Below are 14,821 nucleotides of genomic sequence, written 5' to 3'. Positions count from 1 at the left end.
CTTTTTCATGGATTAGAAGGGTTTGGATTAGATGATAAAAAAGTTTTCAGGATGCTTGATAATAGCACCATGCTCTGCGATAGCTTCGTCTGCCATATTGTAGCGTTCATTGAAAATAGGATGGTGAAATTGTACTTCATCATTCATAATCTCAAACACCATGGTTTCATAGACAATTTTTTTAGAGTCTCCTTCGAAAAAAGAGTGGCGAACATGCATACTAATGGTTGAAATTAAAAACTCACGCTCACCAAGTTTGATGACATTTTTTAGCTCTAACTCTCGCATCAAAAACCTTTCAAAATTGAAAAATAGGAGGAATGATACCATAAATCAACAGTGAGTTTTATAAAAGGGAGGAAGTACAAGAAGGAGAGATAAAATGGTGCGGTCGGGGGGATTTGAATAAAAACATATATGCCAAAAAGCCCTTCTCTTCGGCATCGCAGATAAAAGCACCTAGCCCTAGGCTAGATGGGTGCGTGAGGATTGAGCGCATGCGATACAGTACCCTGTTATAACCTACAATAATGATGAGAACGCCTTACTCTTTACATTCCCCTAACTACTTTTGAAACTCCTGCCTAAACAGCCCGCTCTTTGCTCTTTACTCATCTTTTCTGCATGTCATTTGAACACGCGTGAAGCGTGCGAAGCGAGGAACGAGCTCGCACGCCCTTGGCTACTTATAAAAAGTTATTCGCATTTTTAAAATCTTAGTCGGAGAAATCAAAAGAGGTTTATTATTTCATTCTTTGATAAAAACTTCTTCCGAGTGGATTATCTTCAATTATTGTGTTTTGATCTTTTATGTAATAAATAAATCCTATTGGACTTTCAATAAATGTTACATTTGGTTTTACTTCTACTTTGTCATTGTAAATTTTGTAATTTACTTTTACTGACATTCCTGTTTTTATCATTGTGTCTTCTGTAAATTCTACAAAGCTATTTATATTAACTATTTGATTCATTTTTATCCATTTTCCTATTAGTGGATTATTTTTTGAGAATGAGCTGTTTTTATATATTGCTATAAAAATTAATACAATGGCAATAATTCCTAAAATTTTAAAAGTTGAATTGCTATTATTTTTACTATCTGCTTTTGCTGTGAATTTTCCTACGTCTCTATAAACAATTTTTTCTTTTATATTTTCAAGTGGTTTAGTCTTGATTGGTTCTTTCTTCTTTGTGTATTTACCAAGTAAATCTAGTGTTTCATCTTCTTTATGAATCATTTTAAATCCTTAGTTATATTTCTCTTCAATCATTTCGTTTTGAATTAAATCACTTTCCATTTTTAGTAGATAATATTTTTTTTGTTTTTCATTTAGCTCCTTAAATATCTTAAGTAATTTTTCTTCATCACTACTAAGATTATTTAAGTTTCCATTCTTCCATTGCATAACAATGTCATATAAATTTTTTTTGTGTTTCTTCCAAGAGTATATTGTTGGTTCTGATATTCCAAGATATTCAGCAAATTCTTTATTATTCATTGTTTACTCTTGACTTACTTAATATATTTTAGTATAGTTACTTAGATATTTTAAGTATGGCTTCCTTTCATTAAAATGTTTAAGTTACATTATAGCATTTTGTCAAAACTCTTGTTATTTGAAAACCAACCCTTTTCACATACCAAGGCGTTTGACATATACCTTCGGTGGTTTTCACCATTCCATCAATGAGGGTTATTTTAAATCGCCTTAGGTGGGTAGGCTATCCGACTTACCCTCCTAAAATTTTCGGATAGGAGATTCTTGACATGATTACTTTTTTTATTGGACAACTCGAAGAGGTGCGACCAAACAATCGCAAAAACAAAGAGACAGGCGTTGTGACAACTTCACTCGAAGCCACAGTTACTTTTGAAACAAAAGACAAAGAGGGTTACCTCATTAAATCCACAGAGCAAATTCAAATGGAAATGAGCGACTTTAAAACTCTTTCAGAATCAAAGGGTAAATTCATCGTTATCCCTTACCTTACCATTAATACCAAAAACGGCACCTATACATTCCCTAGTGATAGCTTATCCTATCAAATTTTCGACAAAAACCCATTCGAACTCAAAAAACCTCTCTAGCCTTCTACAAATCCCTTTTACATGTAAAGGGATTGATAGAGGGTTCACATACTCTACTACATCAAAAGGAGTTTCAAATGAAACTTATCAAATCTCTCGGAATTACGGCTTTAGCTTCTGTTGCCTCTTTTGCGGCTGATGTAAATTATAGTGAAGCTACTGGCTTTACTGGTGTTTTTAACCTTACACCTTTTTACTCTGCGGTAGCGATCATCGTAGTTGCAATCGGTGTTGTTGCGTCCATTAAACTTGCTCTTGGCATGTTTAAAAAAGTCGCTTAAGCTTCGGGGGCTTCGGCTCCCTCTTACTATTTTGAAAGGTTTAAAATGACACTTCCAATTATCTCTCTCTCAAGCTTCATTTTAAGTCTTTTTGGTGTGCTTGGCGTGACACTCTTCATCTATAAATCCATCACAATTGCTGTTTCAAAACTAGGAAAAATCAATGAATGAGCTAGGCTTAATCACAACCTATTATGAAGCTCTTATGGCTTTAACGGGTCTTCTCTGCGGTCTTTTAGTCTCTTTATATATTGCTATTGTTCTCAAGGTTGTCTTATGACCTATATTATTTTCAATGTAACTGATAATCCTGCATTTAACTTCTTTTTTAGCTTTCCTGTATGGACTTCAATTATTGCAATCCCTATGGTTTTAGGATTGTCTGCTCTTAGGTACTTAAAATGATGTTCATAGTACTAGACATTTCAAACTTCCTTAAAGCTCTTGAAATAGAGCTTATTTGGACTTCAAAATGAAAAAAATACTTTTAGCTTTAATGATGATTTCTTCGTTTTTATTTTCGGGTCCACATGTTACGGCGACTTATGAGGGTAATGACATTTATAAATCTGAGGGTGTTTGTCGTAAAATAGGCGTTTGGCATGATTGGAGTGCTGGTACTACTGGCTATTCTGCTTACAATTTTGAGGGTGGCTATATTGTTATTGCAGATTTTGCAAAAAATCAAGTTCATTATTATTTATATACATATGCTACTTGTCCCGTTCCTGCTCCTACATGTACAGCTGATCAAGATTTAGTTGCAGGTGTATGCGTTCCAAAATGTCCTACTGGTTCGCATGTTGATTCTGATTTAAATTTATGCATGGGTGATTATAATCAAACAAAAACTACTTTTGATAATGATAATTTTATAGTTTATTTTTCTGATGGTGCTGAAATGTATTGTGATGTTTCTACTGAAAAATGTATTACTCATGATAAAGATTTTAATGTTATTCCAAATCGTTTTTTAAATCCTAATTTAAATCCTGATGGTACTGTAAAAGATAATGGTCTTATTCCTGATTCACTTCCTGTATCTTCTTGGTTAAGTACTGCTTATGATGCTTATGGAAAACCTATAACAAATGCTGTAGGACAATTTTTTCAAGCTCTTGGTTGGGTAATTGCTTATGAGTCGACGGGTGACGGTTCATTTGTTGTTTCTCCAACTGGTTTAAATTCTCTTAATCCTTTTGCTGTTCTTGGTTCTGGTCTTTTTACTTTGGGCTCTGCTATGGTAACTCCTGATGATGTTGTAATTGCTACACCTACAAATACTGATAATGGTGTTACTGTTAATGTTTCTAGTAATTCAGGTGTCTCTTTTGATCAACTTTCAACCGTTGCGTCTTCAACGCCTGAAAGTGGTACACCTGTTTTTTCTAAAAATGGAATATATACTCAAAGACAAATTACGGAAGCAAATTTAAAAACTGTTTGGGATAATGCCGCAGGTGTTGGTAAAATGCCTGCTAATGCTTTAATTTTGGGTAGTGATATTATTTTTCCTACAAATAGTCCAAGTACTGCGCTTATTAATTCACCTACACAAGTCGAAATTGTAAAAACAAGTCCTGATAATACAGCGCAATCAATCGTAGTTAATAAAGCAGATTTGGCAAATACTGCAAGTAGTGGTACTGATCTTCCTTATACGGTCAAAGATTATAAAGCTCCTGTAATTAATAATGATGGAACGGTTACACAAGCAACAACTTCAACGCCTTCATCCACATCGCCTTCGAATGGCAATACAACAAGTACAAACCCTACAACGGGTCAAACAACAACTACACCTTCTTCTACACTTAGTGGAACTGCTACAACCAGTGATGGCAAAAGTATTGATTTAAGCGGTGTTACTGGTCGTTTAGATAGCCTTGGAAAACAACTTGAAAAACTTAATGGTACTGCTCAATCAGGAAATGAGTTATTGGGTTCAATTAATAATAAATCGGCTTCAATGGCTAATTCTTTAAATTCGATTCAATCTAGTGCTACAAATATGAATGCTTTAATGTCTCAAACTTCCGATGGACTTACTGAGCAAACTTGGACTAATGATATTCCTACGGATTATTCTGTCTTCAATACTTGGCAAACAACATGGAATAATTTAAAATCTTCCGTTGATACGGTTACTTCAAAAGGTGATGAATTAAAAGAGCTCGTTAATGGTGATTCTTTAACTCTTGATCTCCCAAAAGGTTCTCTTGAACAGTGTCCTTACAATGGTTCTATTGATCTTGTTTTTGCAGTTATTCCTCTTAGTTTTGATTTTTGTACGGTTTTATCTCCGTTAAGACCAGTTTTTTACACAATGTTTTACCTCTTTTTTGTCTTTGGAATCCTTTTTTCTTCTTTAAAAATTCTTATGAGGATGGCATAGATGGCACTTCCTATTTTTGCGGCTGGCTTATTTGGAACTATGGTTTCTCGTATCGTTGGTTTTTTTTCTTCTGTAGGACCATTGGCAACTTTTTTTGTTTGGATTGGTAAGAAATTTGCTGTCAAGGGTGTAACTGTCCCTATTCAACTTGCGGTTGTTGGTGCTTTGGTTGTTTCTAAAGTTGCTTTTCTGATTGCAATTTTGACTCTTTTAGCAACTATTTATAATCTAATAACTTCTTTTTTAAATATGATTCCGTCGCTTTTGAGTTCAGATTCTATTTTGGTTATTGCATTACAGGTTATGCAAGCAATAGGATTATTGGACGCTGTTACGGATGCTTTTGCAGTGTTTACACTTCTGTTTGGTTCTCTCTTAGCTTTGTTTATTTCAAAGGTTGTTTTGCATGCTTTAAAAGACGCTTCGGACGAATTTTTCAAAATTGCGATTTTGTTGGGTGAATAGAAAATGGCAATAACATACTTAACTGGAATCCCTCGAAGTGGAAAAACCTATTACGCTATGTTCTTGCTTTATATGGCATTTATCTTTGTTATACCAGTTACAAAATTAACTAAGTTATTGGACAAATTCTTCGGTAAATATTCCTCTAAAAAACTTAAAAAAACGTATGATATAGCGTACACAAATATCAATCAATTTGACTTCTCAAAATCTTCTAAAATCAAGCCTTTTGACTATTCAGCCTTCTATGCTCATTTGGTCAATCTTCATACGATGTACACGGCTAAAAAGACCGATGATGAACTTATTTATTATGCTAAAGCAAACAATCTTTTTAATGCTCTTTTTGTTATTGATGAATGTCAAAACTTTTTCGATAAAGAAAATCTTATTCTTACATGGTGGTTGACGTATCATGGGCATTTACATCAAGACATCATTTTCATTACTCAAAATCTTGATCTTATTTTTACGGGCTATACGAAGATAGCAGAGTTCTTTTATAAAGCTGTGCCACCATCTTCTCGTTTCTTTTCAAATAAATTTCGATACGTTCAATATAACTCTTATAAGTGTTATCAAAAAGACAAAATTGGTGATTTTCATGTTCCAATGGTTCCTGAAATTTTCAAAATGTATGTCAGTGGTGCTAGCAATAATGCACCAAGTCAGGTCAAAAAATATCTGATGTATTTCATCATTCTTTTTGTGCTTCTTGTAATCGTTTTTAAAGTGTTTTTGTCTCAATTTGATACAGAAAAAACCGAAACGATCAATCAAGAAAAATCAGAGCATAATAAATCAATGTCTTTACAACCTGAAAATAATGTGACTGATCAAGGTAAAAAACAAACTTCAAAAGATGCAAAAAAATTTCAAAAACAAGATGTCAATGATACTAAAGATGAACTTTTTGAAATTCGATGTATTGACATGCTCTGCACATATAAAGGCATTGACTTTCCAAAGCCTCTTTTAAACAAACTCACTTTAAAGCTTGAGCCTGAATTCATTTGGTTTTTTAATGATGGCTCATACATTCAATACTTTGTCATGCTCCCTTCGGATACGTTTGATTTTCTCCAAAAAATTGAAAAAGAAAAATCTATTAAGGAAAATAAAAATGGTGCAATTACTTCAAAAGAGGCTAAATCCTCTAACCCTATGCCTACTGCTTTTGCTACTCATAAGTAGCGTTTTTGCTGAGAGTATAAAATACTCTGTTCCTCTTCGCGAATTTGCTCAAAAGGTAGCAACAGATAACAAAGTAAACATTCTTATTCAGGAGTCTGTGGATGATGAGCAGGTTACATTTTTTATAGGTGATAAAGATGCAACGGTCTATTTACCAGCATTTAAAAAAATGCTTTATCTTAAAGGACTTGACCTCAAAAAAGATAAAAGCGATTTTTACTATATTGAGCCAATACCTGAAAAAAAAGAAGAGCCAAAAAAAGAGCCTGAACCGATTAAAGACGTTTTTCATTCTGTAACGCTTAAAAATCCTGTTTTTGTAGATGTTGAAAATCTTTTAAAAATGCACGATGGTGTTAAGTACACCTATATCTCTTCCACGAATTCAGTTTCGTTTTTTTGCAAACCTGAATACTCCGCAGAACTTTTAAAAAGTATCGCTTCACTTGATGTTCCATACAGCCAAATTCAGTTCAAAATAACTGTGCTTGAGACGAGTTTGGAGGATATCAAAGATAGAGGTGCAAATCTTAGTGCTTACATGCAATCTGTTCAAAAAACTGATAGTGATGGCAATTCGGTAAATTCGTCTTATAATTATTTTTTAAATTTGATCACTATGCCTTATTCTGCAACGACGAATGTACTTGACAATTCAAAAAGTGGTTTTTACGGTGTTTTAAAATATCTTAATCAAAATGGTTTTACTGAAATAAAAAATTCTCCTGTCGTTACTGCCCGTAATCAAACGGAAGCTTCTTTTTCTTCTGTTATAAATACTCGTTATAGTGTTGGTACTTCTTCTTATTCAAATGCTTCTTCCACTTCTTCAACTTCTTACACTTATAGAGATGTTGGCTTAAAAGTTATTATCAAACCTATTATTATCGAAAATATTGTTCATTTTGACCTTACACTTATACTTGAGGATATTCTTGATAATGACACTCTTAAAACCTCTAAAAAAGAGCTAAAAAGTAATTATGGGCTTCAACGTGGTGAACTTCTTGTTTTAAGCGGTATTAATAAAGAAACGCAACTGGATAGTTCTTATAACGTTCCTGTTCTTTCAAGTATTTGGCTTCTTGGCGAGCTTTTTAAATATGAGTCTAAAACAAAAACTAACTCTATCATAACTATTGCGATTGAGGTGCTTTGATGAAAAAGTTTTTCTATTCTTTATTTGATAAATCAGATTTTTTTAGATCAATAGTTGCAACAGTATCTGAGCGTTTATATCAAGACATGAGACTTTCATACTTAGAAAATCGTTTAATTGAACTTGATAGAAAATATTTTCTTCTTTCAAGTTCTGCTTACGTAGTTGAGATTTCTCCTAGTGTCTTTGAAAAGCTTAGAAAAATTTCTGAGAATTTTAACATGGACGTTTTAACTACGGTTGAATACCTCATTGAAAAGCAGTCTATTTTTTTAGAAATAGATGATAGTAAAAAAGAGGTGCTCTAATGTATGGACTAGACCAACACAAACGCAAAGTCGCAAAAGACAAAATCAGAAACGTGAAATTTTTTCTTGACAACAATTTCATCAAATTCGGAGATACGGAAGTTCCGTATTCTAATTTTTTCAAAAATGCTTTTATCAATCCAAACCGTTACATCGCTGAAATTCAAAATCGTGTCTGGTCGATTTTCAATTACGCAACGGCTCGTAATCTTGTCAATGTCTTTTGCACGATAACATGCCCTCCTGACTTCCATAGGCTTAAAAAGCTTAATGGTGGTAATATTGTTCGTAATCGCAAATACAACCCTGAAAACACCCCAAAGGTTGCTTCAAAATTCCTTTCTAAAATGCTCGCTAAGATTTTAAAAGACAATTTTTATTCAAGTATTCCTCGTGAAGATCGTTGTTACTTTCGTGTAACAGAACCGCACCACGATGGCACACCGCATTTGCATATCTCTTTCTTTATTCCCGAAGACAAAGTCGAAAAATTTGTAAAGCTCTTTACACGTCACTTTCCTGAACCGCTCGGTAAGATTGAGACAAAGGTCGACAATCCTGTCTCTTACTTGATGAAATACGTTCTTAAAACACTTGACGATTTGCGTTACGGTGAGGATAATATCAGCGACCTAACACTTTGGTATGTTTATCATGGCATTTGCAGAATTTACACCTCACGCACACTCATATCTCTTGACGTTTATCGTGTCCTAGGTGGTCGTTATTCTTTGAACGAATTAACAGTCATGTATAAAGAAAAACGCCTTAGCGTTTACGTTCACCCTGAAACAAATAAGGTCTTGCAAGTCTTTGATGAATTTGGTCGTATTTGGGTTAAAAAAATGCCTGTGATTGACTTTGCTATGTCAAAGGTTCAAAAGCCGTGTATTAAACAACACAAAAAACCTATTAAAATCGAAATATTCTCTAAAAATGGCGTTTTACTCAATCCTATTCAAAAACCAATAGCTCACCGTAAAAATTACGACCTAATGCAATATTATCACTCTCTTAATCCTGACCTTTCTAATTTCCAACATTTCGTTTTGGTGCAAAACGAATGTATTAAACGTGGACTTATTCAGGGTGATATTTTGCCTGTCAATATTCTCGGAACTGATATCAATCCATACCTAAATCAATTCGCTAAATTTAAAGATTATCTAAACGCTAATCCTAAAAAAGTCGACGACCATTTTACTGCTCTTATTGCTCTCTCCGAAGAAAAAAGAATAGCAGATAACAAAAATAGAAGACTTCCTAAACACGTTGATCTTTTACCTGATCTTGAAACGGTCATTGAACATGATCGTCAATCAACAATCTATGATTTTGGAGCATAAAATGAAAATTGTGACTGATCAACTACGAAAATTTAATATAAAACTTTTACGTGTGACTTTGCAGCTTCAAAAGCTAGTTCAAAAAAAAGAGGATTGTGTTAACGCTCAAAATGCTTTAGAAAATGATTTTTTTACGACTGATTTGGTTACATGTCGTAAATATCAAAAATTAATAGAATTGGATTTTGATTTAGCTCAAAAGATTTTTGATACTAAAAAAGAATTTTCAAGAATAAAAGCTCAAATTAAACGTGAAGAAAACAAGGCTTTACTATGCAATTAGTCCTCTCTCTATGCTCTGGCATTGGTTTACTAGATCGTGCATTCAAAGAAGCAGGATTCTGCGTTGTAAGTGCTGGTGACATCATTTTAGGTAAACATTACGATATTCGTGACTTCACAGGCATAAAAGGAAAAATAGATGGAATTATTGGTGGTCCGCCATGCCCTGACTTTTCACCCTTAAAACGTGACCGCCCTGTATTGGAAGAGTCTTACGGTTTTGAAATGCTTATGGAATATAAAAGAATTGTTTTAGAGTGTGACCCGTCCTGGTTTCTTTTAGAAAATGTTGCAGGTGTACCTAACGTAAAAATAGATGGATACTCACATCAAAGACTAGATATTAATCAATCTTGGTATGAAAACGTGACTCGGCTGCGCCACATTCAATTCGGTCATAAAGAAAATAAATACCTACAAATTGAAAGAAAAAACGTGACTGATCGATCACAGAAATTAGAATCATGTGCTTTAGCTAATGATAGCCGTTCCTTTAGAGAGCTTTGTAGATTGCAAGGCTTAGAGGATGATTTCGACTTAAAAAGTTTTAATGTCCAAGGTAAAAAAAGAGCTGTAGGTAACGGTGTTCCTCTTTGTATTGGTCGAGCACTTGCAAAGGCTGTGACTGATCTGGAAGAAATAAGTGTGACGCAACAGGATAACAAAATCTGTGATTGTGGTTGTGGTCGTTTCGTGACTGGCCGGGCTTCATATTATGATTTTTCATGTCGTAAACGAGCACAAAGAAATAGACAAAGATTTGTTGTGACTGATCAACAACAAAAAGGCGCATGATGACTTTTCAAAAATGCGCTTCACTCTATCTTGAACTCAACGAGGACGAATGGAAACCCTCCTACTTTGATAAAAATAGACGCATTATCAATAAGCGTTTTGATGAATTTCAAAACATGAATATCAAAGACATAAGAGCCTCTCATATTAAGCTCTGGTATAAAAAAATTGATACCGTAGGGAATAAGTCTAAACGAAACTACTTGAGCGTTTTAAAGGGTATCCTAGACGTTGCATTGGAAGATGAAATAATAGATAAAAATCCCATGGTACACGTTGCACTTCCTAAATATCATGCACCACGCATTAAGCCTTTTACCAGCGATGACGTTCAACGTATTTTAAAGGGTGCTGAGGACTACAATTTTAACCTTGTCTATCTTTTGGCTATGGGTTTCTTTACGGGAATGAGAACGGGTGAAATATTGGCTTTAAAACGTGCTGATATTGATTTTGAAAAAAGAGTGATTCATATTCGTTCTACGATCTCTCGTTTTGGTGATGTAAAGCCTAAAACATTTGGCTCAATAAGGGATATTCCTATTATAGATACACTCTATCCTTACATCGTTAAAATGTTTGAACGTGAAAACGATAACTACATGATGACAACGCAATATGGTAATCCATACCATGACACGCATATCTTTTGTAACTATTGGTGGAAGCCTTTACTTATAAAGTTAGGTATTGAATATCGAAGACCGTACAACATGCGCCATACATTCGCTACGAATATGCTTTATAAACAACTCTGTACACCGCTCGAACTTTCTCAATATCTAGGTCATTCAAATACTCGTATGATTTATGATGTTTATGTAAGTTATATAGAGGGTCATTTTACTTCGTTTAAAACTGATATTATGCTTTATGCTTAGGATACAAAAATGACTATGTTACCAGGAAACTATCTAGGTCGAAAAGGCGGTTCAGGTGTTGCGCAATGGATAATAAATAAAATGCCTTTTCATGATGTTTACATTGAACCTTTTTGTGGTTGTGCTGTTGTTGCTTCTTTAAAAAAAATGGCTATGGTGGACAATGTTTTAATTGATAAAAATATCGATCTTATACGCTTTTTAAAAACTCATTATTCTTCTTATGATAATTTTACTGTTTTGAATGTTGATTGCTTTTCTTTTCTTGATACTTTTATATGTGACTATGTTGGACAAGGCAAAAAGGTTTTAGTCTATCTTGATCCTCCTTATCTTCCTGAGGTTCGTTCTGACTATGTTCGATCACAATATGAACATGAATTAACTATGCTCCAGCATAGACAGCTTTTGTCTCTCATGAGAGACAGATTATTACAATTTCCAAAAAATCTTTATTTTATTATTAGTGGTTATAAGAGTGATCTTTATATGTCTATGCTTCAGGATTGGTTTTATTTTGAATTTCAAACGATGTCACGTGGTGGTGTTAGAATTGAAAGTCTATGGACATCTTTTAATCCTGATGAGTATATTAAACATCAATATGACTATGTTGGATCTACATTTACTGAAAGACAAAGAATAAAACGTAAGTGTGATCGGTGGATTTCTAAATTTCAAAAGCTCTCTTTTGATGAACAAATGGTTATTTATGAAAGTTTGAAAAATACGCTTAATATTTAGGTATGTGGGGGAAACAGTAATTTTTTTGGTTTGTTCTGAAAGTGCCTATTTTAGGGGGTAAAAATAAGAAAATGGTGCGGTCGGGGGGATTTGAACCCCCACACCCGTAGGGCACTACCACCTCAAGGTAGCGTGTCTACCGTTCCACCACGACCGCATAAAAGAAGGTGAGACCTTTTAGAAGGTCTCACGTGTTTGTTGTGTTAATTAACCAAGAAATGGGTTTTTGTAAAGAAGAATCAAAGAGATAACAAGTGCATAAATAACTTGTGCTTCGATCATTGCAAGTGCAATAAACATTGTTGTTACAAGTTTACCACCAAGACCAGGATTTCTTGCTGTTCCAGAAATTGCTGAAGAGGCAGTGTTACCCATACCGATTGCGCCACCAAGTGCAGCAAGACCAAGTACGATACCAACAGCGAGTGCTGAATATGCTTTAACTGTTTCACCCTCACCTGCAAACGCGAATGTTGCAAATGCTACCATTAAAAAAAGAATCTTTTTCAAAGATTACTCCTATGTGTTTTTCAAAGTCTGTTCGGATGACATCCCTACTTTCCACTTTGTGAGCGAGATTATAGCCATCCAATTGTTAAAAAGCCTTTAAAGTTATCGCTCCAAGCCAAGCTCGATTTTATTTCCTGTTTGCTTTAAGATTTTAACGCGAACTTTTTGCTCAAGGGCTAAATAATCGCTTACTTTATCCACACGGTGATCGGCAATTTTGGATACATGTAACAATCCATCAATCCCACCAGGAAGTTCAATAAACGCACCAAAATCAACAATGCGTTTCACCACACCATCAACTACTTCATCTTGCACGAAAGTTGGCACTGGTTTTTCTTCTCTTGGAGAACTATGACGATCTCCTCCTCTATCTCTTCCACCACCACGTCCGCCAAAAGAAGGCTTATTGGTAATTTGGATGATATGCTCTTTAGCCGCTTCTACTTTTTCTTTGTTCTCGCCTGCGATCTTCACTTCGCCTTTTTCACGATCAAGATCGATAGAGACTTCAAATCGCTCAATAATCTCACGAATCGTTTTACCCGCTTGTCCAATAATATCCACAATTTTGGAAGGATCGACACTAAAGAGTTCCAGTTTTGGCAAAATGGCATTGTTAATCACAATCTCTTCACTTGCCGCTTCCATCAAGCCTAAAATATGCGCTCTACCCTCTTTGGCTTGATACAATGCTTCTTTAAGGACATCACGTGAAATGCCGCCCAATTTAATATCCATTTGAAGTGCTGTAATGCCTTCTCTTGTTCCAGCGACTTTAAAGTCCATATCACCATCGTGATCTTCTAAGCCCATGATGTCACTGAGAACCGCATGTTTATCGCCCTCAAAAACAAGTCCCATAGCAATACCCGCTACGAGTTTTTCAAGATTGACTCCAGCAGCCTTCAGCGCTAATGCGCCACCGCAAATGGTTGCCATAGAAGAGGAGCCGTTGGATTCTAAAATCTCTGATACTAAACGAATGGTTTGCAAACGATTTCTATCAAGAACAGGTTCAAGTGCACGACGTGCAAGATTGCCATGACCCAACTCTCTTCGACCAGGAGCGCGAAGCGGAGAAGCTTCACCTACGGAGAAACCTGGGAAGTTATAGTTCACCATAAAGGTATCGTTAATCGTATTTTTTTCCGTCAAAAGATCATACATTTGCGCATCTTTATCATTTCCCAGTGTGACAACTGCAAGTGCTTGTGTCTGACCACGGGTAAAGAGGCATGAACCATGCGCTAAAGGTAAAAGATTGGTTTCGATGCTAATCGGTCTGATTTCATTGAGCTTTCTACCATCAGCACGCACACGTTTTTCAATAATCATCTCTCGCACGATTTTCTTTTTATACGCTTGCACAACGCTGTCCACTAACTCTTTGCTCCAGCCCTCCAAGACCGCTACTTCATCACCTAAAATTTTAGTAACAATTTTTCCAAGCTCACTCGCACGCTCACTTTTTGCCATTTGGTTGATCGCGTTGTTAACCTCGTCTTTGTAGAATTCATCCACGTACGCAAAAATAGAATCATTCGCTAAATCTTGTTTATAATCAAGTACAGCATCCTCTTTTTTAAGAGGTTTAAAGGTATTTTCATACGCCGTTGTCGCTTCAGTAATTGCACTTTGCGCTTTATCGATTGCGGCAACAATCGCATCTTCATCAAATTCATTAACGGATTGCTTCACAATAACGTTCTGTGCAAGGGTAGGATCAAGCATTGGGTCAATTGCCATAATAGGAAGGCTCATACTCTCCATGGAAGCGAGGGAGCGCATCTCGATCATTAAGAGCTCTTCTTTTGTTCCAGCAACATACAGATCCAACGTGCTTGTTTTTAGAGCTGAGTTGGAAGGATTCACAACATACTGCCCATCAATGTAACCAATACGCACACCTGCAACGGCTTTATTCACAGGAATATCGGAAAGATAAAGTGCCGCACTCGCAGCGTTAAGCGCTGCTACTTGAAGATCAACTTCAGGATCACAGCTTAAGACGAAAATAACAATTTGTGTTGGATAAGCATACCCTTTAGGAAAAAGTGGGCGAAGGCTTCTATCAATAATACGTGAGGTTAATGTTTCAAAATCACCTGGCTTTGTCTCACGTTTAAAATAGCCTCCAGGAATTTTTCCAACCGCATAGGTTTTTTCAACATATTGCACGGTTAACGGTACAAAATTTTCACCAACTTGGGAATCATCTCGCGCAACCGTTGCTAAAATAACCGTATTTTTAATCTTTAATAATGCAGCCCCTGCTGCTTGTTTTGCAACTTTGCCAAGATCGTAAATCTCTTCTTGGTTATTCACTCTAATTTTATATTCCACGCTGATGCTCCTTGAATTTTTAC

18 protein-coding genes and 1 tRNA gene are annotated in these 14,821 nt (G+C 35.3%); 13 read left to right on the top strand and 6 right to left on the bottom strand.

Annotated elements, in window-relative coordinates:
• Positions 1 to 27 precede the first annotated feature (27 nt).
• The 3 genes from SHALO_RS03960 to SHALO_RS03950 form a co-directional block, all read right to left on the bottom strand.
• Positions 28 to 288, bottom strand: a complete 261-nt coding sequence (locus tag SHALO_RS03960) for a hypothetical protein (RefSeq protein ID WP_069477451.1) — start codon at positions 286 to 288, stop codon at positions 28 to 30.
• Between the two features lie 455 nt (positions 289 to 743).
• Positions 744 to 1,241 (bottom strand): hypothetical protein, encoded by a 498-nt coding sequence (locus SHALO_RS03955; protein WP_069477450.1) that lies wholly within the window; start codon positions 1,239 to 1,241, stop codon positions 744 to 746.
• A 9-nt stretch (positions 1,242 to 1,250) separates the two neighbouring features.
• Positions 1,251 to 1,502: a helix-turn-helix domain-containing protein gene (locus SHALO_RS03950; RefSeq protein ID WP_069477449.1), complete on the bottom strand. Its 252-nt coding sequence runs from the start codon at positions 1,500 to 1,502 to the stop codon at positions 1,251 to 1,253.
• Between the two features lie 269 nt (positions 1,503 to 1,771).
• On the opposite strand from SHALO_RS03950, the gene SHALO_RS03945 reads away from it, so the two are divergent.
• The 13 genes from SHALO_RS03945 (at position 1,772) to SHALO_RS03890 (ending at position 11,942) form a co-directional block, all read left to right on the top strand.
• A complete protein-coding gene (locus tag SHALO_RS03945; protein ID WP_069477448.1) occupies positions 1,772 to 2,092 on the top strand; it encodes a hypothetical protein in 321 nt (106 codons plus the stop codon).
• 77 nt (positions 2,093 to 2,169) lie between these two features.
• Positions 2,170 to 2,373: a hypothetical protein gene (locus tag SHALO_RS03940; RefSeq protein WP_069477447.1), complete on the top strand. Its 204-nt coding sequence runs from the start codon at positions 2,170 to 2,172 to the stop codon at positions 2,371 to 2,373.
• Positions 2,374 to 2,418: 45 nt separating this feature from the next.
• Positions 2,419 to 2,544, top strand: a complete 126-nt coding sequence (locus SHALO_RS15600) for a hypothetical protein (RefSeq protein ID WP_274532264.1) — start codon at positions 2,419 to 2,421, stop codon at positions 2,542 to 2,544.
• Positions 2,545 to 2,845: 301 nt separating this feature from the next.
• A complete protein-coding gene (locus SHALO_RS03935; RefSeq protein WP_145923222.1) occupies positions 2,846 to 4,768 on the top strand; it encodes a furin-like repeat-containing protein in 1,923 nt (640 codons plus the stop codon).
• Positions 4,769 to 5,233, top strand: coding sequence for a hypothetical protein (locus tag SHALO_RS03930; protein WP_069477445.1), 465 nt, complete (start codon positions 4,769 to 4,771; stop codon positions 5,231 to 5,233).
• Positions 5,234 to 5,236: 3 nt separating this feature from the next.
• On the top strand, positions 5,237 to 6,427 hold the full coding sequence (locus SHALO_RS03925; RefSeq protein WP_084010698.1) for a zonular occludens toxin domain-containing protein: 1,191 nt from the start codon (positions 5,237 to 5,239) through the stop codon (positions 6,425 to 6,427).
• A complete protein-coding gene (locus tag SHALO_RS03920) occupies positions 6,357 to 7,586 on the top strand; it encodes a hypothetical protein (protein WP_158513704.1) in 1,230 nt (409 codons plus the stop codon). Before SHALO_RS03925 ends, SHALO_RS03920 begins: the two co-directional genes overlap by 71 nt.
• Positions 7,586 to 7,894 (top strand): hypothetical protein, encoded by a 309-nt coding sequence (locus tag SHALO_RS03915; protein ID WP_069477442.1) that lies wholly within the window; start codon positions 7,586 to 7,588, stop codon positions 7,892 to 7,894. The genes SHALO_RS03920 and SHALO_RS03915 overlap by 1 nt, the downstream gene beginning before the upstream one ends.
• Positions 7,894 to 9,240: a replication endonuclease gene (locus tag SHALO_RS03910; RefSeq protein WP_069477441.1), complete on the top strand. Its 1,347-nt coding sequence runs from the start codon at positions 7,894 to 7,896 to the stop codon at positions 9,238 to 9,240. Before SHALO_RS03915 ends, SHALO_RS03910 begins: the two co-directional genes overlap by 1 nt.
• Before the next feature lies 1 nt (position 9,241).
• The gene (locus SHALO_RS03905) at positions 9,242 to 9,523 is read left to right on the top strand and encodes a hypothetical protein (RefSeq protein WP_069477440.1); all 282 of its coding nucleotides are present in this window, start codon (positions 9,242 to 9,244) and stop codon (positions 9,521 to 9,523) included.
• The gene (locus SHALO_RS03900; protein ID WP_069477439.1) at positions 9,514 to 10,317 is read left to right on the top strand and encodes a DNA cytosine methyltransferase; all 804 of its coding nucleotides are present in this window, start codon (positions 9,514 to 9,516) and stop codon (positions 10,315 to 10,317) included. Before SHALO_RS03905 ends, SHALO_RS03900 begins: the two co-directional genes overlap by 10 nt.
• Positions 10,314 to 11,198, top strand: coding sequence for a site-specific integrase (locus tag SHALO_RS03895; RefSeq protein WP_084010694.1), 885 nt, complete (start codon positions 10,314 to 10,316; stop codon positions 11,196 to 11,198). Before SHALO_RS03900 ends, SHALO_RS03895 begins: the two co-directional genes overlap by 4 nt.
• A 9-nt stretch (positions 11,199 to 11,207) precedes the next feature.
• Positions 11,208 to 11,942: a DNA adenine methylase gene (locus SHALO_RS03890; RefSeq protein ID WP_069477437.1), complete on the top strand. Its 735-nt coding sequence runs from the start codon at positions 11,208 to 11,210 to the stop codon at positions 11,940 to 11,942.
• A gap of 72 nt (positions 11,943 to 12,014) precedes the next feature.
• Here the strand turns inward: SHALO_RS03890 and SHALO_RS03885 are convergent.
• The 3 genes from SHALO_RS03885 to SHALO_RS03875 all read right to left on the bottom strand — a co-directional run bounded on the left by SHALO_RS03885 (position 12,015) and on the right by SHALO_RS03875 (position 14,798).
• A tRNA-Leu gene (locus SHALO_RS03885) sits at positions 12,015 to 12,099 on the bottom strand.
• A 50-nt stretch (positions 12,100 to 12,149) separates the two neighbouring features.
• Positions 12,150 to 12,452 carry a F0F1 ATP synthase subunit C gene (locus tag SHALO_RS03880; RefSeq protein ID WP_025343956.1) on the bottom strand — a complete coding sequence of 101 codons (303 nt, stop codon included), beginning with the start codon at positions 12,450 to 12,452 and terminating at the stop codon, positions 12,150 to 12,152.
• A 102-nt stretch (positions 12,453 to 12,554) separates the two neighbouring features.
• The gene (locus SHALO_RS03875) at positions 12,555 to 14,798 is read right to left on the bottom strand and encodes a polyribonucleotide nucleotidyltransferase (protein ID WP_069477436.1); all 2,244 of its coding nucleotides are present in this window, start codon (positions 14,796 to 14,798) and stop codon (positions 12,555 to 12,557) included.
• Between the last annotated feature and the right edge of the window lie 23 nt (positions 14,799 to 14,821).

This window comes from Sulfurospirillum halorespirans DSM 13726 (genome assembly GCF_001723605.1).
GTDB classification, from domain to species: Bacteria; Campylobacterota; Campylobacteria; order Campylobacterales; family Sulfurospirillaceae; genus Sulfurospirillum; species Sulfurospirillum halorespirans.
The sequence above is the reverse complement of the archived record's forward strand: the minus strand, read 5'-3'. Positions and strand labels throughout refer to the sequence as shown.

Bases quoted from the DNA above. Each gene is read 5' to 3' on its own strand.
- SHALO_RS03920 (WP_158513704.1), top strand. From the start codon at position 6,357: ATGGTGCAATTACTTCAAAAGAGGCTAAATCCTCTAACCCTATGCCTA.
- SHALO_RS15600 (WP_274532264.1), top strand. From the start codon at position 2,419: ATGACACTTCCAATTATCTCTCTCTCAAGCTTCATTTTAAGTCTTTTT.
- SHALO_RS03895 (WP_084010694.1), top strand. From the start codon at position 10,314: ATGATGACTTTTCAAAAATGCGCTTCACTCTATCTTGAACTCAACGAG.
- SHALO_RS03915 (WP_069477442.1), top strand. From the start codon at position 7,586: ATGAAAAAGTTTTTCTATTCTTTATTTGATAAATCAGATTTTTTTAGA.
- SHALO_RS03935 (WP_145923222.1), top strand. From the start codon at position 2,846: ATGAAAAAAATACTTTTAGCTTTAATGATGATTTCTTCGTTTTTATTT.
- SHALO_RS03925 (WP_084010698.1), top strand. From the start codon at position 5,237: ATGGCAATAACATACTTAACTGGAATCCCTCGAAGTGGAAAAACCTAT.
- SHALO_RS03940 (WP_069477447.1), top strand. From the start codon at position 2,170: ATGAAACTTATCAAATCTCTCGGAATTACGGCTTTAGCTTCTGTTGCC.
- SHALO_RS03900 (WP_069477439.1), top strand. From the start codon at position 9,514: ATGCAATTAGTCCTCTCTCTATGCTCTGGCATTGGTTTACTAGATCGT.
- SHALO_RS03945 (WP_069477448.1), top strand. From the start codon at position 1,772: ATGATTACTTTTTTTATTGGACAACTCGAAGAGGTGCGACCAAACAAT.
- SHALO_RS03930 (WP_069477445.1), top strand. From the start codon at position 4,769: ATGGCACTTCCTATTTTTGCGGCTGGCTTATTTGGAACTATGGTTTCT.
- SHALO_RS03955 (WP_069477450.1), bottom strand. From the start codon at position 1,241: ATGATTCATAAAGAAGATGAAACACTAGATTTACTTGGTAAATACACA.
- SHALO_RS03905 (WP_069477440.1), top strand. From the start codon at position 9,242: ATGAAAATTGTGACTGATCAACTACGAAAATTTAATATAAAACTTTTA.
- SHALO_RS03890 (WP_069477437.1), top strand. From the start codon at position 11,208: ATGACTATGTTACCAGGAAACTATCTAGGTCGAAAAGGCGGTTCAGGT.
- SHALO_RS03950 (WP_069477449.1), bottom strand. From the start codon at position 1,502: ATGAATAATAAAGAATTTGCTGAATATCTTGGAATATCAGAACCAACA.
- SHALO_RS03910 (WP_069477441.1), top strand. From the start codon at position 7,894: ATGTATGGACTAGACCAACACAAACGCAAAGTCGCAAAAGACAAAATC.
- SHALO_RS03960 (WP_069477451.1), bottom strand. From the start codon at position 288: ATGCGAGAGTTAGAGCTAAAAAATGTCATCAAACTTGGTGAGCGTGAG.